We start from the raw sequence: 22,810 nt of genomic DNA, 5'->3' as shown, positions 1-22,810 counted from the left end.
AAAAGCTTCTGCTGATTGGCAGAAGCTTTTTTGTTTTATGAGAAGAAATGTCCAACAAAAATACCGATTGCGAATAGAAGACCAAAAATGGTATTGGTTTGGGCTGTAGCCTTCATTGCCGGTGCCATTTGAATCGGCATACTGCCTTTTTTAAAGACTTGAATTGCTTTAAATGGTTTCACTGTGCTCAAAATAACGAGCGCTGTCCAAATCGGTGCTGTACCGCTGATAATGAGCCCAAGAACCCATAAATAAGAAAAGGCGAACATGACAGCAAGTAATGTAACAGCTTTTTGCTTGCCTAATAACACGGCCACAGTTTTGCGGCCATTTTCTTTATCACCGTCAAGATCGCGAATGTTATTTGATAAATTAATCGCACTAACCAAAATAAAAATAGGAATGGAAAAAAGAATGCTTCCCGTCGTAACAGTTCCAGTTTGGATGAAGAAGGCGATTAAAATAATGAACATTCCCATGAATAATCCTGAAAACAATTCGCCAAATGGCGTATAAGAAATTGGCAGCGGACCGCCTGTATATAAATAGCCGACAGCCATACAAATGAGCCCGACCAACGCTAAATACCAGCTGCTATTCATGCAAATGTATACCCCTAGTAATAAGGCAATTGCGTAACAGCCTAATGCAAGCTGCATGACAGTTTTAGGCTTAATGCCGTCCCGGACGATTGTTCCGCCAATCCCTACCGAATGCTCTGTATCAAGACCGCGTTTGAAATCATAATACTCATTAAACATATTGGTAGCCGCTTGGATTAAAAGACAGGCGATTAACATGGCAAAGAAAAGACCAAAATGAATGTTTCCCTCTTTGAGTGCAAGTGCAGTACCAAGTACAACCGGTACAAATGCTGCAGTCAAGGTATGGGGACGGGTCAATTGCCACCAAACTTGAAAGCCTTTGTTTGCTTCAACAACCGGCTTGGAATTTCCCTGTAAATTTGGCTGCATAAACTGTTCTCCTCCCTTTATATAGATCAAATTCCTCTATTTCAATTATATACTTGTCCACACATTAGTGTATGGAAATAAAACTTTAGTGTCAATGAAATTTTACTATCAAAACTAGAAGATAATACCTATCTGATTATAAACAGATTTTTGGTGGGAAAATGATTAATAAAACAAGACGTTTTTAACCTTTTGTTTCGAAATTTGGCATATAATAAGGAATGAACAGGATAAGTAGTGACAAGTGTTGTTGACTTCTTTACAATTGAAGTTGTATCTTAAAAAGGTTTATAAAATGGATGGACAACAGTCATGGAAGAGTGTAACCGCCTTTTGGCATATGCTGGACATCGGCTGTCTTGGAGGGATTTGTTTTGCTTACCATTCAGGGAACGGAAATAAAAGACAGAGGTATTACAGCTGTCAAGAAAGCACAGCAGCTAGGCCGCCCCGTACTGCTTAGTGAAGTATATAAATTGGATTCGATTAATCCTTTATCATTTTTCAAAATAGGAAGTGAACGCTTCTTAGGGGAAAGGTTTTTCTGGAAAGACCCAAAAGGTGAAAATATCCTTATTGGACTTGGAATTTCAAAACAAATTCAGTCGGATCAGGCTACTGACCGCTTTTTTCGTGTTGGAAAAGAGTGGGGTGATCTTCTAGAGGATAGTCTCATTTTTAACGAATACGTCGAAATGGGTGTCGGACCGGTGCTTTTTGGTGGCTTTTCTTTTGATCCAAACAAGGAAAAGACGGAACTATGGTCAAAATACCCGGACTCATTATTCTATTTACCTAAATATTTACTTAGCATCATCAATGAAGAGGCATATTTGACAACGAGTATTGTTTGTATGCCGCAGGATGATCATACATTATTTGAAAGAATATTGGATGAACGGAATGAACTTTTGCACTCACTTTATCAAAACAGTCAGAATGAACAGGCTGTGCTTCTCGAAACGAAGGAAATCGCGCCTGAACAGTGGAAGCAGTCTGTGAATGACGTCGTTAAGGAATTAACCGGCGGTCCGTTAAAAAAAGTCGTATTAGCCCGGGAATTAAGGCTTATCTTTGACAAGCAAATAGAAGCAGAGACCGTTTTGGAGAATTTATATAGGCAGCAGCATGAAAGCTTTATTTTTGCCTTTGAATCAAATGGGGACTGCTTTTTAGGGGCAAGCCCGGAAAGGCTGGTTAAAAAGCAGGAAAATGAAATTTTATCAACATGCCTTGCCGGTTCCATCTCCCGCGGTAAAACAGTGGAGGAGGATGTACGCTTAGGCGAAACGCTGCTCCATGATCAAAAGAACCTGATTGAACATCAATATGTGGTTGAAATGATTAAGGAGGCTTTAGAGGAGTCATGTGAAAAAGTGATAATTCCTGATCACCCGCAATTGATGAAAGTTAGGGATATCCAACATCTGTATACCCCTGTGATTGGAGAGGCACGCAATGATACATCATTACTGCTTCTGGTTGAAAAACTTCATCCGACTCCGGCTCTTGGCGGTCTCCCAAAAAGGGAAGCCGTCGAAAAAATCAGGCAGGTTGAGGTGCTTGACCGCGGTTTTTATGCCGCACCGCTTGGCTGGCTCGATTATCGCGGCAACGGGGAATTTGCCGTTGCGCTTCGCTCTGGCCTGATTCAGGGGAATGAAGCCTCATTATTTGCCGGCTGCGGTGTTGTAGCAGATTCCAAATCGGAAAGTGAATATTTAGAGACGGGCTTGAAATTTAGACCTATGCTTAGAGCCCTTAGGGGAGAATAATATGAGTCATCAAGAATCATTAACCGTATATTTAGCTGCCTTTGTTGCAGAGTTAGCACATTCCGGCATTACGGATGTTGTTGTAAGTCCGGGGTCAAGGTCAACACCGATGGCCTTGGTCATGGCGGAGCACCCTGATTTGAACGTTCATATTCATGTTGATGAACGCTCCGCTGCCTTTTTTGCGTTAGGTATTGCTAAAGTGACTAACAGGCCAGTTGCCATTCTCTGCACATCCGGTACAGCCGCGGCTAATTATTTCCCAGCTATAGTAGAAGCCCATTATGCACGGGTTCCATTATTGGTACTGACGGCTGACCGGCCACATGAATTGCGGGAAATTGGAGCCCCGCAGGCGATTGATCAAATGCATCTGTATGGCCATCATGTGAAATGGTTTGCGGAAATGGCACCGCCCGAGAAATCAGAAGAAATGATCCGCTATGCCAGGACAGTAGGCTCACGTGCTATTGCTATTGCTGCAAACGCGCCAGCTGGACCAGTCCATTTGAATTTTCCTTTCAGGGAGCCGTTGATTCCGCTTTTGGATGATAATCTTTTTAAGATTACGGAGCGTCCTAAAGGATATGTGAAGGTTCAAAACGGAGATTTAACTATTTCAGAGAAAGCTTTTGGGCAGATCGCTGAGCGATTGAAAGGAAAAGAGCGGGGAATTATTGTTTGCGGGAACATTGCAGATGAACAATTTGCTTCTTCCGTAACCCGTCTGAGCGAAAGATTAAATTTTCCAATCTTAGCAGACCCGTTATCACAGCTTCGAAGCGGGAAACATGAAACTGACAATATCATTGATACATATGATACCTTTTTACGCAATGAAGACGCAAAGTTTTTTCTTAAACCGGATGTCATAATTCGGTTTGGGGCCATTCCGGTTTCCAAAGCATTAACCATATTTATTAAAGAAAACCCAAATGCTGACCACTATATAATCGATGGGGGCGGCGGCTGGAGAGACCCGGCTGTTTTATCCACTGATATGATCTTTTGTCAGGAAACTATTTTCTGTGACAAGCTTGTATCTCAGTTAAACGACAAATCTGCTTCAGGATATTTGCATGATTGGCAGCAGTTGAATGCGTTGACAAAAGAAAATATGACGAGGGTAGAGGAATTGACGGAATTAAGTGAAGGCAAGCTATTCTATCAGCTAGCGGAGATGCTGCCGGAGGGTGCGACACTGTTTGTTGGTAACAGCATGCCGATTCGTGATTTGGACAGTTTCTTTCTTAATAATGAGAAAAATATTAAAGTGATGGCAAACCGCGGGGCTAATGGAATTGATGGGACAGTTTCAACAGCGTTAGGTGCAGCGCTTTACTCAAAATCATTGTATCTGGTGCTTGGGGACTTAACCTTTTTCCATGATTTAAACGGCTTAGTGGCAGCGAAGAAATTTCATATTGATATTCATATTATTCTTGTCAACAATAATGGCGGCGGAATCTTTTCATTCTTGCCGCAGGCGGGGCATCCAAAGCATTTTGAGCTGCTTTTTGGTACACCGTTGGATATTGAATTTGAACATGCTGTAAGGATGTTTAATGGTCAATTCACTAAAATAATGGATTGGAATCATTTGCGGATTGAATTGGAAAAATCGCGCGTGTCAAAAGGTATAAATGTCTATGAGGTCGCAACAAATAGAGACAGAAATCGCGATGAGCACCGTGAATTCTGGCAGTCTGTTTCCCAGGAAATATCGAATTTTGTCAAGGATGAAAGACGATGAATATCTCAGCGGGCGGAATCCGTTATCATGTTGAGATGTACGGCAGCGGGTTTCCGCTTGTTTTATTACATGGATTTACTGGAGATTCATCAACTTGGTCCCCCTTTTGTAAGATATGGGGCAGTCATTCCCGGCTCGTAATACCTGACATCATTGGGCATGGGAAAACTGAATCTCCAGGTGACCCGGACCGTTATCATATAGAAAAGGCTGCGGCAGATCTTAACTCGATTTTGGATAAGCTCGGGATTCAGGAAATTGACCTGCTTGGCTATTCAATGGGGGGCAGACTGGCCCTCTCCTTTGCGCTTCTATTTCCGCAGCGGGTACGAAAATTAATCTTAGAAAGTTCCTCACCTGGTCTTCAAACGGAAGATGAAAAAAAACAGCGCTGTATGAAAGATGCGGGACTTGCTAATTTTATTATAGAAAAGGGAATACAGGAATTTGTCGATTATTGGGAGGACATTCCTCTATTTGCTTCGATGAAACGACTCCCACAGGTTAATAGGGAAATAGTGCGAAAGCAGCGGTTAGCTAATTCTCCTATTGGACTCGCTAATAGTTTGCTTGGCATGGGAACGGGCTCTCAGCCTTCATGGTGGGGGCGCTTAGAACAGCTTGAATGTGAAGTGCTATTACTGACCGGTGCCGAAGACCAAAAGTTCTACGGGATTGCAGAGAAGATGGTTAAGAGTTTAAAAAAAGGGACTTGGATTACCGTTGAAAATTCCGGTCATGCAATTCATGTGGAAGATGGAGAAAAATTTGGTACAATAGTAAGTGACTTTTTGTCGAATTAGAAAAATCATAAGGAGGTTATTTTAATATGGCAGTAGAATGGATTCCCGGCCGTAAATATGAAGAAATTATATACGAAACGTATAATGGAATTGCAAAAATTACGATAAACCGTCCACATGTACATAATGCTTTTACACCGAGAACCGTCATGGAATTAATCGATGCTTTTGCAACTGCACGTGACGATTCTAATGTTGGGGTTATTATTTTGACAGGTGCCGGAGATAAGGCGTTCTGTTCCGGCGGTGACCAAAGTGTACGCGGTCATGGCGGCTATGTTGGCGAGGACCATATCCCACGTTTAAATGTGCTTGACTTACAGCACTTAATTCGTATTATTCCTAAGCCAGTTGTTGCAATGGTTAAGGGTTATGCCATTGGCGGCGGTCATGTTTTGCATGTTGTCTGTGATTTAACGATTGCAGCTGAAAATGCGGTCTTTGGCCAAACAGGTCCAAAGGTAGGAAGCTTTGATGCCGGTTATGGTTCAGGTTATCTTGCAAGGATTGTCGGTCATAAGAAAGCCCGTGAAATTTGGTACTTATGCCGTCAATATAATGCCCAAGAGGCGCTTGATATGGGCTTAGTTAATACAGTTGTGCCGCTTGAGCAGGTGGAAGAAGAAACGATTAAATGGTGCGAGGAAATGCTTGAAAAGAGCCCGACTGCCCTTCGTTTCTTAAAAGCTGCGATGAATGCGGATACCGACGGCCTTGCTGGTTTACAGCAGTTTGCTGGTGATGCTACATTGCTTTACTATACAACAGATGAAGCAAAAGAAGGCCGTGATGCCTTTAAAGAAAAGCGGAAGCCAGATTTTGGCCAATTCCCGCGTTTCCCTTGATGAGGAATTCTTTTAAACAGCTTGATGGACTCCATCAGGCTGTTTTTTATAAAAGTAGGTGAAATTTATGCAAACTATGCCCAACTTTCTAATGAAGCGTGCTTTTTTAACCCCGGAACGGATTGCGGTGTATTTCCGTGATCAGGCGATTACATTTGAGGAACTTTACATTCTCTCTGTAACAACGGCCGGGCAGCTCCAGAAGCTCGGGGTAAAAAAAGACCAGTTCATTGCTGTTTTATTAAAAAACCATCTAGACACAGTCGTAATCTTATTTGCGCTACAGCTGTTGGGAGTCAAAACGGTGATTCTAAACAATCGGTTAACACCCGCGGAATTAGCTTGGCAGCTAAAGGATTCAAAAGTATCTGCACTCATTCTAGATGATGTGTTTTCACATTTAGAGCAAATGTTGTCTCAGGAGCTTTCCTCCTTACATACATTCACAAAAACCAACTTATTCTCACAGGAATCAATAAGTACGGAGCTTCAAGAAGAAATTAGTCTGGATGAAATCTGCACGATTATGTATACATCAGGTACGACAGGAAATCCAAAGGGTGTCATGCAAACATATGGAAATCACTGGTGGAGTGCAACCGGTTCGGCATTAAATTTAGGGGTGACTGATCAAGATTGCTGGTTGTGCACAGTGCCGTTATTTCATATTAGTGGTTTTTCAATTTTGATGCGCAGCGTTATTTATGGGATGCCGCTTGTCCTTCATGAAAAATTTGATCAAGAGCGGACGATTCAAGATATTAAAGAGAAAAAAGTAACGATTATGTCTGTTGTCGGAACGATGCTGACACGTATTGTTGAAAGTCTAAAGGGAGGGCAGCTGCCGCAGCAGTTTCGCTGTATGCTGTTAGGTGGAGGACCGGCACCGCTCCCATTATTAAAGGCTTGTGTGGAGAAGCAAATACCTGTTTTTCAAACGTATGGAATGACAGAAACCTCCTCGCAAATTGTTACCCTGTCGCCGGAATACAGTTTGAGCAAGCTTGGTTCCGCTGGAAAACCATTGTTCCCGTCGGAAATCCGAATTGAACGAACCGAAGGCAGCAAAGCTCAGCCGGGGGAAGCAGGGGAAATTATTGTGAAGGGTCCAAATGTAACTAGAGGTTACTTATACCGGCCGGATGCAACGGAAGATAAAATCCGTAATAGCTGGCTGTATACCGGAGATATTGGTTATTTAGATGAGGATGGGTTCTTATATGTCCTTGACCGCCGCTCTGATTTAATTATCTCTGGTGGAGAAAACATTTATCCTGCAGAAATTGAAGCGGTATTATTAGCTCATCCAGAGATTCAAGAGGCGGGTGTCACTGGTCTTAATGACCCGCGATGGGGACAGGTGCCTGTGGCATTTATCGTAACAAAGAATGGTGAAGAATTGTCATCTGATGAGCTGAAGCAATTTTGTCGAGAACAATTAGCCAAATACAAAGTTCCAAAAGATTTTTATTTTACAGATCAACTGCCAAGAAATGCCGCCAAAAAACTATTGCGGAGAACCTTGAAGGAATGGCTCGATGAAGGCAGGTTCAAGTAATGAATTTGGCCCTTATTGAACTATTCATTATTGAAATGCCCTTGAAATCGCCTTTTATTACCCATTTAGGCACCGTCCGTGACCGTGAAGGTATTATTGTTAAGGTAACAGACAATGACGGAGTTTCAGGAATGGGAGAAGGGGTTGCTTTCTCCACCCCGTGGTATACTGAAGAAACCGTGAAAACAAGTATCCATATGATTTCAGATGTTTTAATTCCATTACTGAAGAAACATCCTGTCAACCACCCTGAGGAAGCTGCGGCGCTTTTTCAATCAGTTCGTAGAAATAACATGGCAAAAGCGGCAATAGAAACAGCCCTCTGGGATTTATATGCGAAAAAAAAAGGTCAGCCGCTATCAAAAGCCATTGGCGGTACCCGGGAAGTTGTTGCTTCCGGGGTAGTTGTGGCTGTGGATTCGATAAAAAATGCCCTTAAGCAAATTGAAGAATATGTAGCGGAAGGATATCAAAGGATTAAGGTGAAAATCAATCCACAGCAAGACTATGAATTTTTAGCTGAAATACGAAAGTGTTATCCTGACCTGCCAATAATGGCCGATGCTAATTCTGCTTACACATTGAGGGATCTTGATCGGCTAAAAGCGCTCGATGAATTAAACCTAATGATGATTGAGCAGCCTCTTAGTCCTAATGATATTATCCAGCATGCCGCGCTGCAGAAGGAGCTGCAAACGCCGATTTGTCTGGATGAAAGCATAGTCAACTTTGAGGATGCGAGAAATGCAGTGGAATTGGGAAGCTGTAAAGTCATTAATATTAAGGTTGGGAGAGTTGGCGGGCTTACAGAAGCTAAGCGAATTCATGATTATTGCTTTCAACACAACATTCCTGTGTGGTGCGGCGGGATGATTGAATTTGGGATATCCCGAGCCCACAATATCGCTCTTGCGTCTATGCCGGGCTTTTCGATTCCCGGGGATATTTCTTCTTCCAGCCGTTTTTGGGAAGAGGATATAATTGCTCCAGAGATAACGGTAGAAAATGGAGTTACTCAAGTTCCAACAAGTCCTGGTATTGGCTTTAAAATCAATGAAAAAAGACTGAAGGAAACGACTACGGCAGCAATAGACTTTCAATTATAAAAAAACCAGGCAGGCTGCCTGGTTCCTTATAAATCTGTCGGTTCAAATGTTTTACAATCTGTTTCTTTCGTGGAGTCAGCAGTTTTACCGGTATGACTGACAACATAAATACTCTCTGCGCTGCATTTATTTCCCTTTGCCCAAAACGAACAGTTGTTGACTTCACATAATACATCTTTTGCCACTTGTATCACTCCTTTTAGGTTCGGTAATACAGTATTAGCATGAGAAAAAAGGACGGTAATCAAACTTGTAAACAGAAGGGAATCCTGCAGAGTGCTGGTAAAAACGCCAGTTTATTTCTGTTTAATCATTTAAAGCCTTTTTTAAAGTTTCCAGGTTTTTTTCCATTAACGAAAAGTATGTTTCTTTACCTTCAATATTGTCTTTTGTTAAAATAGCTAAATTATGAATTGGCAGGGCGCTTGCGCCAATTTCCTGCTGAACAATTTTTCCTAATTTAGATTGGACATTTTGTTCAAATAAAATATACTTTAACCCTTCGCGGTCGGCTAAGGATATGATTTTTTCCAGCCCCTTCTGTGTTGGTTCATTTGTCGTTGATAAGCCGGAAATACTAATTTGTTCTAGGCCGTAGCGTTTTTCCCAATATCCAAAAGCAGCATGGGTGACGATAATTTGTTTATGCTTCCCCTTTGAAATGGTATCTGTAAATTGTTGGTTCAATTTATCTAAATCTACGGCAAGCTTTTGATAATTTTGATCAAAATAATCTTTTTGCTGCGGCATTTTTTGAATTAAGTGATCGCGGATGACACCGGCCATTTCTTTTGAGTACACAGGATCGAGCCATACATGCGGATTAATATCACCATGGTGATCGTGGTCAGGATCTTCTTCATGATCCGGGTCTTCATAGCTGCTGTCTTTTGGAAGCTGGAGCTTTTCAGCAGCAGGGACCAATGTGACATGTTCGTTTTTTAATGTTTCCTTTGCCTTTTCAACAAATCCTTCCAACCCAAGACCAATGTAAAAAAATAAGTCTGAATCAGCGAGTTTCATCATATCCTTTTGCGATGGTTCAAAGGTATGTTCATCAGAACCTGGAGGATAGATGGTATTTACGTTCACATATTTACCGCCAATTTGTTCCGTAAAATATTGCAGCGGATAAACTGTAGTATAGATTTGCAGCTGACTCTTATTTTTGGAAGGCGCTTCGTTTGCACACGCCGATAAAATAATGCTTAATGGTAAAATAAAAGAAAGAATAAAAAGTAATTTTTTCATAAAGTCCCCTCTCGATTTAAATCGTATTTATTACGATTTAAATTCGAAAAAAATATTTTCTAATTTTACGTAAGCTCCTTACTAAGGTGTTTACGTTCGCTTTTTATAATACGTAACGATTCCGATTAACATTTGTATCTTACAAGAAAAATGAAGAAATTGCAAGAGTAAAAATTTGTTTAAACCCAGTGATTTTTTGTATGCTAATAGGAGAGAGAAAGAGGGAGTGGCGGCAATGAAAAATGAAACCATTTTACAAGAAATCCTGACATTTAACGGAAATTTTGTAGAAAACCACGAATATGAGAAATATGAGACAACAAAATATCCAAACAAAAAAATGGTCATTTTAACCTGTATGGATACTCGGCTTCTAGAGCTGCTGCCCAAAGCTTTAAATTTGGGAAATGGTGATGCAAAGCTGATTAAAAATGCTGGTGCACTTGTCTCGCATCCATTTGGAAGTATTATGCGGAGTATTTTAATCGCCGTATACGAATTACAGGCAAAGGAAGTTCTGGTCATAGCCCATCATGATTGCGGGATGAGCGGATTAAAGGCGGAGCCTGTCCTTGAACACATGAAGGAGCAGGGCATTTCTGAGGAAACATTAAATACGTTAGCTTTTTCCGGAATCGATATTAAAGAATGGCTTCATGGTTTTGACAATGTGACGGATAGTGTCAAGCATAGTGTAGGCATTATCAAGCAGCATCCGTTAATGCCGAAGGATGTTCCTGTACATGGCTTAGTGATCGATCCAAAGACAGGAAAGCTTGACCTGATTGTTGACGGGTATAACGGTTAATGCTTCTTTCGCTGTTTCCAGCTTTCTGGTACCGGGTCCAAACCTCCAGGATGCAGCGGGTGGCATTTTAAGATTCTTCTGATTGTCAGATACCCGCCTTTTAAGGCGCCAAAGCGCTTAATGGCTTCAAGGCCATATTGAGAGCATGTCGGATAAAAACGGCATGTAGGCGGTTTTAAAGGGGATATTACGACTTGGTAAAAGCGTATAAGGGAGATAAATAATTGTTTCAACATCTTGCTAGCTCCTTTAATTGGTTATCTTCAAGATACCATAGTTGTAACAAGTTAATACATTATTTTGCACATAAAAAACTCGCCGGAAGCGAGTTTTTTATTTTCCATTTTTTTCTTCACTGTTCTTCATATAAGGATTATTTTCGATTGGATCCGGATCGACAGTGTGCTTAATAGTATAGGCTTTTGAAGTTGTTAGAACAGCAAGTAATAGGACAACAAAAACAATGACAATGGATACGATTAGAACAATGGTCAATTCCGCCATTCCCCCTTTTTTGTCCAGCTCCAGCACCCTAGCGGCTAGTGTCCTTCGCTCTCCGCCCTACGATAAGTCAACATCGAATCGCTAACGCTCTTCGTGTTTCCTTTATCTCAGTTGGAGCGCTCCACAAGGAAGGCTTCGTCAGTATAGGCATTGCACGAAGAAAAAGCGTTAGCTTTTTCGAGGAGGCCATACGCCGCTGACCAGGGCGCTTGCGCTTTTCTTTCCAATATTGTACCATGTTTGCCGAAAATAAAAAGGAAACTGTTTTTTCAGTTTCCTTAAAGGTTGAATATGTACAATTAATGAATATTTCGGGGATAGTAGGTATGTGTACGCTGCTGCCCATATTGTTCCTGTGCAAATTTTCCCTTTAAACTTTCAATTAAGTAAAGTCCCATCAAATCATATAGCTCCTGCTTATCCATTTCATGTATTAATCCAATAAGATCCTCATATGACATTTCCTCTAAGAAAGCAAATGTCAGCATATCAATATCCTCTTCATCACCTGTAAGTTTGTTTCGATACATTTCAAATAATTCATCAATTAGTTTCATATCCAAACACCTCCTATTTTTTTATTCCATAGTTATTCCATTCCCATAAAATGATGAAATAATCCATTATCATTTCACTTTCAATTTACAGAAAAATCTGTCTTTTGGTTTTTTTTATTATATCGTATTTCCCCTTAAAAAATGAATCGAAATTTGACGGAGAATAAATTTTTTATTTTTGTGGATTACTAAACTTAAAAGGGGTGGGAAGATGGACGAACAGAAAAGAACGTATTATATCGATGTGGGGTCAGGCGAAATATCACGAAGTGCCACCGCATCTACTTGGAGTTTTAAAATTGAAGCAACTGATGTGGAAATCGGGCAGCTTAGGGCTTTAATGGATCAAAATTATTTAACTGAATGGAAGAACTTTTTCAGGGCGCATGTTCCTTATGTGCAGTATCATTATGATCGTCAAAATGATGAATATGACAGCACCATTCAGCAAATTTATGGCATGCTGTATCAGCTTGGCGATGAAGAAGCAAAAAATCATATTGAAAGTATGAATATTTTACCGCAGGAGCAATAAATAATCAATTTGGGAAAATCCAATTCGGATTTTCCTTTTTCGTTTATAATATATGTATTAACTTACAGGTGGGTTTTATGATGAAACAGTTTTTAGATGATCATGGGAAAAAAGTGGAATTAGCTTTTTCAAAGAATGCTTTCGCCGAAGAAGCCCGGCATGTTTTAGTACTATGCCAATATGATGGAAGCTGGCTGTTAACCAAACATAAAAAAAGAGGGCTTGAATTCCCCGGCGGCAAAAGGGAAGCAGGGGAAACAATTGAAGATGCAGCCAGACGGGAAGCTTTTGAGGAGACTGGGGCTGCTTTTGACCAGTTAGAACATATCGCAGAATACAAGGTAACCGAAGAAAAAGGCTCTTTTGTGAAAGCTGTTTTTTGGGGAAGGGTAAAAAATATGGAGAAATCCGACAGCTACTTTGAAACGAACGGGCCGGTGCTGGTGGATGGTGACCTCCTTCACTTACGGTTCGGTCCGGAATACAGTTTTATCATGAAAGACCAAGTCGTGCAGGAATGCATAAAATATATTCAGCAACAGCAAAAAGAATAGCAGATAGCCTGTAAGCAATCCGCTATTCTTTAATTAGTTTTTTCTCTAAAAGATCAACCAGCTGATACATAATGGTAGCAAATACGGCAATCACAAGCAATGACAAGAATACGAGGGTGAAATTGAAAACTTGGAAGCCGTAAATAATCATATAGCCCAAGCCTTTGGAGGAGACAAGGAATTCACCGACAATAACCCCTACCCATGAAAGGCCAACATTTACTTTTAGGGTGGAAATAATGGTCGGAAAGCTTGCCGGCAATATCGCTTCTTTAAAGCATTCGTAGCGGGTGGCGCCAAAGGTTTGCAGTACCTTTAAATAGTTTGGATCGACCTCTTTAAAAGAGGTATAAACTACAATGGTGGTAATAATTACGGAGATGATTGCCCCCATTGCAATGATGGATGGATAACCGGGACCCATCGCCACAATTAAAACCGGTCCCAAGGCCACTTTGGGCATAGCGTTTAAAATGACAAGATACGGGTCTAGGACTTTTGAAATCATTGATGACCACCAAAGAATCGCCGCTAGCAGCGTACCAAGCAGGGTACCCAAAATAAATCCAAACACAGTTTCTGTTAAGGTGACTCCTAAGTTGGTTAGCAGCGAACCATCCTGAATTTTAGTTATTAATAACGCCCAAATCTTGGACGGAGAACTAAAGATCAGCGGATCAATCCATTGCTTTTGGCTGAAAAGCTCCCAGCTGCCGAAAAAGACAAGGAAAATAATGATCTGATATAGGAGGACCCATCTTTTTTCAATCTGTAATGACCTTAAATAATTTTTATGGAGGAGCTCCACTTTATTCATTTTGTTGTTCAAGGGACTCCAACTCCTTCCATATGGCTTGAAATACAGCAGGATAAGCTTCATGATTTCTTACTTCAAAAGGGGATAAATTTCGTAACACATCAGGGATTTCAAATATTTTATGAATTGTTCCAGGCCGCGTCGACATTAAAAACACTCGGTCGCTCATAGCAATGGCTTCCCCGATATCGTGGGTAACAAGAATTGCTGTTTTATGAAACTCTTTTAATGTTTGTGATACTAAATCTTCAAGCTTAAGCTTTGTTTGATAATCCAGGGCGGAGAATGGTTCATCTAACATCAGCAGTTTTGGTTCAGTGGCAAGTGTTCTGACTAAGGCAACACGCTGCCGCATGCCCCCGGATAGTTGTTTTGGCAGTTGCTTTTCAACCCCGCCGTTTAACCCCATTTGTTTTAAAAGGTTAAGAGCATAGGTTTTGGTTTTTGAATTTAGCCGTTTGGATAATTTCAACCCTAATAGAATATTTTCTTCAATTGTTTTCCAGGGAAACAGGTAATCCTGCTGGAGCATATAGCCAATTTCATTTTTGGAAGTAGACACGGGCTTGTTTTCCAGCAAAATGGATCCTTCTGTTGGCTTGAGCAGACTGGAGATAATTGATAGCAAAGTTGTTTTTCCACAGCCGCTAGGGCCGAGAAGGGAGATAAATTCTCCCTCCTCAACGGTAAACGAAATATTGGAGAGGGCCGTGGTGGCAGAGGCTTTGGTGAAATACGTGTGATGAATTTCGTGAACTTTTAAGAAGCTCAATGGTACGGCCTCCCTTTCCTGTTTATTTTTTTATTACCTTCTTTGCTACTTCGGTGTTGACAAGTGTTTTATAATCGATTTCTTTCGGTAGCTCTCCTGCTTCATTCATAATGTTTTGCAGGTTATTCCACTCTTCTTCATCTAAGATAGGGTCTGTTGCGAAGCTGCCTTGACTCTTATAACGGTCAACAACGGTTGTCATAATCTCAAAATCAGTATCAGGGAAGTATGGCTCCACCGCTTTGGCGATTTCTTCAGCGCTGTGTGATTCAACCCATTGCTGGGCTTTGTAAACAGCTTTTGTGAATTTTTCAATCGTTTCTTTGTTTTGTTTCATATAGCTTTCTTTCGCCATAAAGGTTGTATAGGGAACATGACCTGACTCTTTCCCGAAGGATGCGACAATGTAGCCTTTACCTTCCTTTTCAAAAATGCTGGCGGTCGGTTCAAATAATTGAACAAATTGGCCAGTGCCCGAGGCAAAGGCATTGGCAATATTGGCGAAATCGATGTTTTGGATCAAGGTTAAATCCTTATGCGGGTCGATGCCATGCTTCTTTAATACGAACTCGCCAACCATTTGCGGCATCCCGCCTTTTCGCTGACCGAGGAAGGTCGTTCCTTTTAATTGATCCCATGAGAAGTTATCGATTTTTTCTCTGGCTACAAGGAATGTTCCGTCGGTTTGGGTGACTTGGGCGAAGTTGATGACCGGGTCATTAGAGCCCTGTGCATAAACATAAATGGATGTTTCTGAACCTACAAGAGCTACATCGGCACCGCCGGAAAGAAGGGCCGTCATTGTTTTGTCACCGCCTGGAGTAGTTGTCAAGGTGACATCCAAGCCTTCTTCTTTAAAAAATCCTTTTGCTAAGGCAACATATTGAGGCGCATAGAAAATGGAGCGGGTCACCTCGGCAATACGAACTTTTTCCAGTTTCTTTGGTTCTTTTGCAGAATCATTATTACAAGCAGCTAAAGGAATCATAAGAATAGCGATTAATGCTAAGGAGAAACTGATTTTTAGCCATCTTTTCATCAAATATAAAACCTCCTCAATCTGGGCTGATTACCTATGATAATGTATGAATTACGTAAAAATGTGTGAATGCGTGAATGCCTAGTGAGGAAATATTTTTTAAAGGGTCGATACATATGAATATAAACAACGGAGAAATTTTAGAGGTTATACGATTCCCTTCCCCTAATCCAAATGTTAAATTAAAGGAAATCACCTATCTTTCAAATGGCTTAAGGGTGAAGGGAATGCTGGCGGAACCGAAAAATGAAGTGGTGACTGACGGTTTCCTTTATTTACGAGGCGGGATAAAAAATGTTGGTAAAGTCCGTCCCGCCCGAATTGCCCAATTTGCACAAGAGGGCTTTATTGTGTTTGCTCCATATTATCGCGGGAACCAGGGCGGGGAAGGAAATGAAGATTTTGCCGGAGATGACCGTGAAGATGCTTTTGCTGCGTTTCAGTTGTTGAAATCACTTCCAACCGTTAAACAAGTCCATATTTTTGGTTTTTCACGTGGCGGTGTCATGGCCCTTCTGACCGGGATTAAGTTTCCTGAAGCCGCATCATTGTGCACATGGGGCGGTGTCAGCGACATGAGCTTAACCTATATGGAACGGAAGGATTTAAGAAGAATGTTGAAAAGGGTAATAGGCGGTGCACCTTCGAAATTTCCCGAAAGGTATGAGAGTAGGACACCGCTTTATGAACTTGAAAAACTGGAGGCGCCGGTCCTAATCATTCACGGTGTTAACGACCATAACGTGTCCATCGAGCATGCTTACCGTCTGGAACGTCAGCTTAAGGAATTGAACAAACCTGCCGAGTCTTGGTATTTTGACGAATTCACCCACTATTTTCCCCCGGCAGTAAATCGAAAAGTAGTCCAAGATTTAACGAAGTGGATGAAAAATCAGAGCAAAAGATGGTAATATAAAGGTATAAGATAAAAGAGGAGCGGATTTTTATGGGAATGCCCCTTGAATTAAACACCCTGATTGTAACAAAGGGAAGAGAGCAGAGAGTTGAAGAGAATCTGTTTGTGTTAGAAAAAAAGGGATACAGACTCTATCCGATTGAAATTCCATTAGAAGTAAGAAAAACACTCGACACCAACACCACTGGTTCAGCGTTAATTAAGAAAGTAGAATGGGAAAACCACAAAACAACGATAACATATCAATTAGTTTCTTTGAACTCGACAAATTAAGCAGGTTTATGACCTGCTTTTTGTTTTGTTTAATATCGGGATTGCTTTTCGCGGTTGGCCAGGGGTTATTAAACTATAGTTTTGTGCTGGAGTATATAAAGAAGAAAAAGCCGTTTATCAACATCTTAATGGAAAGTACAAAGGAACCATTTATAGATGACAGCATTGAATTCTTGAAGACATCATATAGTCAGTTAAAATAAAAAATCAGATGCAAAAACCCCCGCGTGATTTTCTTCATCACGCGGGGGTTTTATATTTAAGCGACCGGGCCGCCTTTTTCAGCAATTTCAGCAGAGACGTTCGTAAACTTCTTAAAGTTCTCCTGGAATTTAGCTGCTAATTCCTTTGCCTTCTTGTCAAAGGCCTGAGGGTCCTGCCATGTTTTACTTGGCTGCAGAACTTCATCCGGTACACCGGCGATATGAAGCGGAATATTTAAACCAAAGATTTCATCTTTAACTGTTTCGACAGTGTTTAACTCTCCTTCAAGAGCCGCCTGCACCATTGCTCTTGTGTAAGAAAGCTTCATCCGGTTACCAACACCGTATTCGCCGCCCGTCCAGCCTGTATTAACAAGGAAGACATTGACATTATGCTCAAGAATTTTTTCTCCGAGCATCTCGGCATAACGAGTTGCCGGCAGCGGCAAGAACGGAGCTCCAAAGCAAGTTGAGAAAGTGGCTTCAGGAGATGTGACACCTCGTTCTGTTCCGGCAAGTTTTGATGTATAACCGCTTAGGAAATGATACATCGCTTGTTCTTTTGTAAGCTTAGCAATTGGCGGCAGCACGCCGAATGCATCTGCAGTTAGGAATACGATTGTATGCGGGTGGCCAGCGACACTTGGCTTCACAATATTGTCAATGTTTTCAATTGCATAAGCAGCACGGGTATTTTCCGTTAATGTATTGTCATCATAATCTGCTATTCTTGACTCTTGATTTAACATGACATTTTCTAAAACGGTACCAAAACGAATCGCATTAAAAATTTGCGGTTCTTTTTCTTCTGAAAGGTTAATACATTTTGCATAGCAGCCGCCCTCGATATTAAAGACTCCATTGGAAGACCAGCCGTGCTCATCATCGCCAATCAGCTTGCGGTTTGGATCAGCAGAAAGAGTTGTTTTTCCTGTTCCAGATAAACCGAAGAATAGGGCAACATCGCCTTCCTGACCAACGTTGGCAGAACAGTGCATAGAGAAAATATTATTTTCCGGAAGCAGGAAATTCATGACGGAGAAAATTGATTTTTTCATTTCTCCGGCATACTCTGTGCCGCCGATAAGAACAATCTTTCGTTCAAATGAAACGATGATAAAGGTTTCTGAATTCGTACCGTCTACTGCAGGATCCGCTTTAAAATCAGGGGCAGTAATTACTGTAAACTGTGCATCATGTGCAAGTAATTCATCTTCCGTTGGACGAATGAACAACTGATGGACAAATAAATTATGCCAAGCATATTCATTAATGACTTGAATAGGTAAGCGTGATTTTTTATCGGCACCGGCAAATCCTTTAAAAACAAAAATCTCTTCTTTTTGCTTTAAATGATCCAGAACTTTATAATATAAGTTTGTAAATACTTCTTCTGAAATAGGCTGATTTGTTGAACCCCAGTCAATTTTATCTTTCGTTGAGTCTTCAACAACAATAAATTTATCTTTAGGTGACCGGCCTGTATATTTTCCGGTGGAAACGCGTACTGCTCCTGTTGATGTTAACGTTCCTTCATCTCGGGCTAATATCTTTTCAACTAACTGAGGAACAGATAATTGCATTTGAATATTATTTTCTTTTAGCAGCTGACTTAGTTCATTTGGAACGTGAACTGAATTCATCGATCGAAACCATCCTTTGCTTGTTTTTAACAGATTTAATCTGTAATTAGTATAACACATTAAAATCATTAGTCTATACTAATTGGTGAAATAATGTTTGTTTTTTTTCAATATATTCAATGAATAGGTAAAAAGACAGGATTAATTATTTTTCATGGCCACATTTCCATAATTTAATAAAATATTCATTGACATAGCAGGATATAGTACGTTAAGGTTTAAATTGAACGGATACTCTCTTATCCCGAGCTGGTGGAGGGACAGGCCCTATGAAACCCAGCAACCTGCAATGACGAAAATGAATCCATTTCCTATGGGCATTTTCCGAAGCAAAGGTGCTAAACCTGATGCAAGGCTTGGCCTTGAACGATAAGAGCGAAAGGAATGCAAAATTGTGTATGAAACCTTTCCTCAATTTAGGGAAGGTTTTTTGTTTTAATCATAACTTTTATTAAGAATTCACCCGGGGTTTATTGACCTTTAATAAATTTCCCATTTTTACTTCATAATACTAGGGAATGAGTTCCGTTTCAATCCGAGGTTAAACTATACTATCAGCATTACTTCAACAAGATAACCTCACTTATTTCTATAATATAGGAGGAATTCAGATGTCCACAAAACGTCGATTGTTTACTTCTGAATCAGTTACAGAAGGTCATCCGGATAAAATATGTGACCAGATTTCTGATTCGATTTTAGATGCTATTTTGTCTAAAGACCCTAATGCCCGCGTTGCCGCTGAAACATCTGTCACAACTGGCTTAGTCCTTGTAGCGGGGGAAATTACGACTTCTACATACGTAGATATTCCAAAGATTGTTCGGGATACCATAAAGGGAATCGGATACAATCGGGCCAAATATGGTTTTGATTCCGAAACTTGTGCCGTCCTTACTTCCATTGATGAGCAGTCCCCGGATATTGCAATGGGGGTTGACCAGGCTCTTGAAGCCCGCGAAGGACAAATGACGGATGAGCAAATTGAAGCGATTGGGGCGGGAGACCAAGGGTTAATGTTTGGCTTTGCCTGCAACGAAACAAAAGAGTTAATGCCGCTTCCAATCTCGCTTGCTCATAAGCTTTCCCGCCGGCTGACAGAAGTACGTAAAGAAGATATTCTTCCATATTTACGTCCGGACGGTAAAACACAGGTAACCGTTGAATATGATGAGAATAATAAACCGGTTAGGATCGATACCATTGTCATATCAACACAGCATCATCCGGAGATTTCTTTGGAACAGATTCAGCGCAATATTAAAGAACATGTTATTAATCCGGTTGTGCCAAAAGAACTAATTGATGATCAGACTAAATATTTCATCAATCCAACAGGCCGTTTTGTTATTGGCGGACCTCAAGGGGATGCCGGCTTAACTGGCCGTAAAATTATTGTTGATACGTATGGCGGTTATGCCCGTCATGGCGGCGGTGCCTTCTCAGGGAAAGATCCAACCAAGGTTGACCGTTCTGCTGCCTATGCTGCCCGCTATGTAGCGAAAAATATTGTTGCCGCGGGACTTGCTGATAAATGTGAAGTGCAGCTTGCATACGCAATCGGTGTGGCTAGACCGGTTTCGATTTCTGTTGATACGTTTGGTACTGGAAAAGTAAGTGAGGATGTATTGGTTGATTTAGTCAGCCAAAACTTCGACCTTCGTCCGGCCGGCATTATCAGGATGTTAGATTTACGCCGTCCGATTTATAAGCAAACCGCTGCATACGGTCATTTTGGCCGTTCAGATATTGATTTGCCATGGGAACGTACGGATAAAGCAGAAACACTTCGCCAACAGGCAGAAAATCGATAATCATCAAGGGAGTTGCATTTACATGTAACTCCCATTTTTAATTTTCGTCTAATTTTTTGTTCAGATGCGGGTGTTTAGGAATAAAATGTTTAAGTAGGACTATGGAAGTAAAAAATGATGATACCGTAAATTTCCTCGTACTCACAGTGACATTTTTCAAAAAAAAATGGTACTATAAGTTAGTTAAAGGAAAAGGGGCAAAGCGCTGCAAAAGTGAAATAATATTTAAAATTGTGGAGCAGAAATTTCTCAACTTTTGATTTAGTTCACTTTAGCTCTGCTCACACCGCCTTTTGGCGATATATAATGAATTGAGTAGGTGAGGTACATAATGTGCGGATTTATCGGCTGTGTACATGACAAAGCACAAAATTATACTGACGAACAAAAACATCGATTTAAAAATATGAATGATATCATTACCCATCGCGGACCAGATGATGATGGGTATTATTTAGATGATCATATTCAATTCGGCTTCCGCCGTTTAAGTATTATCGACATTGAAAGCGGACATCAGCCGCTTACTTACGAAAACGAGCGCTACTGGATTATTTTTAACGGTGAAATCTACAACTATGTAGAGCTTCGTGAGGAACTTTTAAAAGACGGATTAACGTTTCAAACAAGTTCCGACACTGAGGTAATTATCGCCCTATTTAGTCACTTAGGAGAAAAGGCGGTAGAAAAATTACGAGGCATGTTTGCCTTCGTTATTTGGGATAAACAATCTCAAACACTTTATGGTGCCCGTGATCCATTTGGCATTAAACCATTCTTTTATCTCGAGGACAGTGAAAGAACTTTCTTTGCTTCTGAGAAAAAGAGTATTTTGCTTGCATTAGAAAATGATGTATTAGATTATGACTCTCTGCAGCATTACTTAACATACCAGTTTGTTCCCGAACCAAATACAATGTCTGCCGGTATCAAAAAGCTTGAACCAGGACATTATTTTACAAAAAAAATCGGTTCTAAGATGGAAATCAAACGTTATTGGAAGGCACATTTTGCACCGATTCAAAAATCGGAAGCCGATTTCATTAAAGAAATTCAAGATGTGCTGTTTGATTCGGTGAAAATGCATATGCGCAGTGATGTACCGGTTGGTTCATTCCTTTCAGGCGGTATTGATTCATCCATTATTGCTTCAATTGCGAAAGAATTCCATCCAGCAATTAAAACCTTCTCGGTCGGCTTTGACCATAATGGTTTTAGTGAAATTGATGTAGCTAAGGAAACGGCGGAAAAGCTTGGGGTAGAAAACATCAGCTATATCATTTCTCCTGAAGAGTACATGAACGAAATTCCGAAAATCATGTGGCATATGGATGACCCGCTGGCGGACCCTGCTTGCGTACCGCTTTATTTTGTAGCCCGCGAAGCAAGAAAGCATGTGACAGTTGTCCTTTCCGGTGAAGGTGCAGATGAACTGTTTGGCGGCTATAATATTTATCGTGAACCGCAAGACTTGGAGATTTTTAACAAAATCCCTCACGTATTCCATGGCTTATTGAAATTGATTGCGAACATGATGCCAGAAGGAATGAAGGGGAAAAGTTTTATTGAACGCGGAGTAACCCCAATGGAAGAACGCTATATTGGGAATGCAAAAATGTTTACCGAGGAAGAGAAGCGGGAATTATTAAATGTATATCGTGAAGGACTGAATTATACTGATATTACGAAGCCGCTTTACCGTGAATCAAAAGGCTATGATCCGGTAGACCGGATGCAATATATTGACATTCACACATGGATGCGCGGCGATATTTTACTTAAGGCAGATAAAATGACGATGGCTCATTCATTAGAACTCCGTGTTCCATTCTTGGATAAAGCTGTGTTCGAAGTGGCTTCAAAAATTCCAACCAGCTTAAAAACTGCTCACGGAACAACCAAATACATTTTACGAAAAGCCGCAGAGGGCATTGTCCCTGACCATGTGCTAAACCGTAAAAAGCTTGGTTTCCCGGTGCCGATTCGACACTGGCTAAAGGCAGAAATGAATGATTGGGCGAAAAACATAATTCGTGAAAGCGGAACAGATCATTTAATCAATAAATCCTATTTATTGAAGCTGCTTGATGACCATTGCCTCGGAAAAGCGGATAACAGCCGCAAAATCTGGACTGTTCTAATGTTCATGGTATGGCATCAAATTTATGTTGAGAATGTGTACTCCTTCCAGGATGAATTTAAGGCGAAAAAAGTACTCGCCAAAAATTAATGAAAAATATAGCACCCCGCAGCGGGTGCTTATTTTTTTAAAAGGGGCTTATAATACTGCCTTTATGGTAAAATAGAGTA

Annotated in this window: 23 protein-coding genes and 1 riboswitch; of the genes, 13 read left to right on the top strand and 10 right to left on the bottom strand. The window is 40.8% G+C overall.

The annotated features are described in order from the left end of the window. Positions 1-35: 35 nt before the first annotated feature. Positions 36-974 carry a 1,4-dihydroxy-2-naphthoate polyprenyltransferase gene (locus A6749_RS06045; RefSeq protein ID WP_066386248.1) on the bottom strand — a complete coding sequence of 313 codons (939 nt, stop codon included), beginning with the start codon at positions 972-974 and terminating at the stop codon, positions 36-38. Positions 975-1,348: 374 nt separating this feature from the next. Here A6749_RS06045 and A6749_RS06040 point away from each other — a divergent pair, with 374 nt between their 5' ends. The 6 genes from A6749_RS06040 (at position 1,349) to menC (ending at position 8,814) form a co-directional block, all read left to right on the top strand. After that, complete coding sequence (locus A6749_RS06040; RefSeq protein WP_066386246.1) at positions 1,349-2,749, top strand: isochorismate synthase; 1,401 nt, start codon at positions 1,349-1,351, stop codon at positions 2,747-2,749. Between the two features lies 1 nt (position 2,750). After that, entirely contained in the window at positions 2,751-4,502 is a 1,752-nt protein-coding gene (gene menD, locus A6749_RS06035) for a 2-succinyl-5-enolpyruvyl-6-hydroxy-3-cyclohexene-1-carboxylic-acid synthase (RefSeq protein WP_066386244.1), read from the top strand. Continuing rightward, positions 4,499-5,305 carry a 2-succinyl-6-hydroxy-2,4-cyclohexadiene-1-carboxylate synthase gene (menH, locus tag A6749_RS06030; RefSeq protein WP_066386243.1) on the top strand — a complete coding sequence of 269 codons (807 nt, stop codon included), beginning with the start codon at positions 4,499-4,501 and terminating at the stop codon, positions 5,303-5,305. The genes menD and menH overlap by 4 nt, the downstream gene beginning before the upstream one ends. 26 nt (positions 5,306-5,331) lie before the next feature. Beyond that, positions 5,332-6,150, top strand: a complete 819-nt coding sequence (menB, locus tag A6749_RS06025; RefSeq protein ID WP_066386242.1) for a 1,4-dihydroxy-2-naphthoyl-CoA synthase — start codon at positions 5,332-5,334, stop codon at positions 6,148-6,150. 67 nt (positions 6,151-6,217) lie between these two features. Then, complete coding sequence (locus A6749_RS06020) at positions 6,218-7,708, top strand: o-succinylbenzoate--CoA ligase (RefSeq protein ID WP_066386240.1); 1,491 nt, start codon at positions 6,218-6,220, stop codon at positions 7,706-7,708. After that, the gene (gene menC / locus A6749_RS06015; protein WP_066386237.1) at positions 7,708-8,814 is read left to right on the top strand and encodes an o-succinylbenzoate synthase; all 1,107 of its coding nucleotides are present in this window, start codon (positions 7,708-7,710) and stop codon (positions 8,812-8,814) included. The genes A6749_RS06020 and menC overlap by 1 nt, the downstream gene beginning before the upstream one ends. A gap of 26 nt (positions 8,815-8,840) precedes the next feature. Here the strand turns inward: menC and A6749_RS06010 are convergent, their stop codons facing one another. Then, complete coding sequence (locus A6749_RS06010; RefSeq protein WP_066386235.1) at positions 8,841-8,999, bottom strand: DUF1540 domain-containing protein; 159 nt, start codon at positions 8,997-8,999, stop codon at positions 8,841-8,843. A 121-nt stretch (positions 9,000-9,120) separates the two neighbouring features. Next, on the bottom strand, positions 9,121-10,065 hold the full coding sequence (locus A6749_RS06005; RefSeq protein ID WP_066386232.1) for a metal ABC transporter solute-binding protein, Zn/Mn family: 945 nt from the start codon (positions 10,063-10,065) through the stop codon (positions 9,121-9,123). A gap of 235 nt (positions 10,066-10,300) precedes the next feature. Between A6749_RS06005 and A6749_RS06000 the strand changes: the two genes are divergently transcribed. Beyond that, entirely contained in the window at positions 10,301-10,873 is a 573-nt protein-coding gene (locus A6749_RS06000; RefSeq protein WP_066386231.1) for a beta-class carbonic anhydrase, read from the top strand. On the opposite strand, the gene yidD is transcribed toward A6749_RS06000, so the two are convergent. The 3 genes from yidD to A6749_RS05990 all read right to left on the bottom strand — a co-directional run bounded on the left by yidD (position 10,870) and on the right by A6749_RS05990 (position 11,934). Continuing rightward, entirely contained in the window at positions 10,870-11,109 is a 240-nt protein-coding gene (yidD, locus tag A6749_RS05995) for a membrane protein insertion efficiency factor YidD (protein WP_066386229.1), read from the bottom strand. The genes A6749_RS06000 and yidD overlap by 4 nt on opposite strands. 97 nt (positions 11,110-11,206) lie before the next feature. Further along, positions 11,207-11,377 carry a YtzI protein gene (ytzI, locus tag A6749_RS27550; RefSeq protein WP_084797645.1) on the bottom strand — a complete coding sequence of 57 codons (171 nt, stop codon included), beginning with the start codon at positions 11,375-11,377 and terminating at the stop codon, positions 11,207-11,209. A gap of 299 nt (positions 11,378-11,676) precedes the next feature. Continuing rightward, a complete protein-coding gene (locus A6749_RS05990) occupies positions 11,677-11,934 on the bottom strand; it encodes a DUF6154 family protein (protein ID WP_066386227.1) in 258 nt (85 codons plus the stop codon). A gap of 211 nt (positions 11,935-12,145) precedes the next feature. Between A6749_RS05990 and A6749_RS05985 the strand changes: the two genes are divergently transcribed. Together A6749_RS05985 and ytkD are read left to right on the top strand one after the other, a co-directional pair. Then, positions 12,146-12,469, top strand: a complete 324-nt coding sequence (locus tag A6749_RS05985) for a hydrolase (RefSeq protein WP_066386226.1) — start codon at positions 12,146-12,148, stop codon at positions 12,467-12,469. Positions 12,470-12,549: 80 nt separating this feature from the next. Next, complete coding sequence (ytkD, locus tag A6749_RS05980) at positions 12,550-13,023, top strand: RNA deprotection pyrophosphohydrolase (RefSeq protein WP_066386225.1); 474 nt, start codon at positions 12,550-12,552, stop codon at positions 13,021-13,023. A 22-nt stretch (positions 13,024-13,045) separates the two neighbouring features. Here the strand turns inward: ytkD and A6749_RS05975 are convergent, their stop codons facing one another. From A6749_RS05975 to A6749_RS05965, 3 genes are read right to left on the bottom strand one after another with little or no spacing between them, the layout of a single operon-like run. After that, entirely contained in the window at positions 13,046-13,840 is a 795-nt protein-coding gene (locus A6749_RS05975; protein WP_066400849.1) for an ABC transporter permease, read from the bottom strand. Beyond that, entirely contained in the window at positions 13,833-14,612 is a 780-nt protein-coding gene (locus tag A6749_RS05970) for an ABC transporter ATP-binding protein (RefSeq protein ID WP_066386222.1), read from the bottom strand. The genes A6749_RS05975 and A6749_RS05970 overlap by 8 nt, the downstream gene beginning before the upstream one ends. A 22-nt stretch (positions 14,613-14,634) precedes the next feature. Next, positions 14,635-15,651, bottom strand: coding sequence for an ABC transporter substrate-binding protein (locus A6749_RS05965; RefSeq protein ID WP_066400848.1), 1,017 nt, complete (start codon positions 15,649-15,651; stop codon positions 14,635-14,637). Positions 15,652-15,767: 116 nt separating this feature from the next. On the opposite strand from A6749_RS05965, the gene A6749_RS05960 reads away from it, so the two are divergent. Together A6749_RS05960 and A6749_RS05955 are read left to right on the top strand one after the other, a co-directional pair. Beyond that, on the top strand, positions 15,768-16,562 hold the full coding sequence (locus A6749_RS05960) for an alpha/beta hydrolase family protein (protein ID WP_066386218.1): 795 nt from the start codon (positions 15,768-15,770) through the stop codon (positions 16,560-16,562). Positions 16,563-16,597: 35 nt separating this feature from the next. Further along, positions 16,598-16,840, top strand: a complete 243-nt coding sequence (locus A6749_RS05955; protein WP_066386213.1) for a DUF2584 domain-containing protein — start codon at positions 16,598-16,600, stop codon at positions 16,838-16,840. Positions 16,841-17,099: 259 nt separating this feature from the next. On the opposite strand, the gene pckA is transcribed toward A6749_RS05955, so the two are convergent. Continuing rightward, the gene (gene pckA / locus A6749_RS05950; RefSeq protein ID WP_066386212.1) at positions 17,100-18,686 is read right to left on the bottom strand and encodes a phosphoenolpyruvate carboxykinase (ATP); all 1,587 of its coding nucleotides are present in this window, start codon (positions 18,684-18,686) and stop codon (positions 17,100-17,102) included. A 236-nt stretch (positions 18,687-18,922) separates the two neighbouring features. Next, positions 18,923-19,062, top strand: a riboswitch (SAM riboswitch). A gap of 235 nt (positions 19,063-19,297) precedes the next feature. Between pckA and metK the strand changes: the two genes are divergently transcribed. Together metK and asnB are read left to right on the top strand one after the other, a co-directional pair. Then, complete coding sequence (gene metK, locus A6749_RS05945; RefSeq protein WP_066386211.1) at positions 19,298-20,500, top strand: methionine adenosyltransferase; 1,203 nt, start codon at positions 19,298-19,300, stop codon at positions 20,498-20,500. Between the two features lie 331 nt (positions 20,501-20,831). Continuing rightward, positions 20,832-22,730, top strand: coding sequence for an asparagine synthase (glutamine-hydrolyzing) (asnB, locus tag A6749_RS05940; RefSeq protein WP_066386208.1), 1,899 nt, complete (start codon positions 20,832-20,834; stop codon positions 22,728-22,730). The last annotated feature ends 80 nt before the right edge of the window (positions 22,731-22,810 follow it).

The sequence above is a fragment of the Neobacillus mesonae genome (genome assembly GCF_001636315.1).
Classification (GTDB): Bacteria; Bacillota; Bacilli; order Bacillales; family Cytobacillaceae; genus Neobacillus; species Neobacillus mesonae.
Note: the sequence above shows the minus strand (reverse complement) of the source record. Positions and strands in the feature narration are given on the sequence as shown.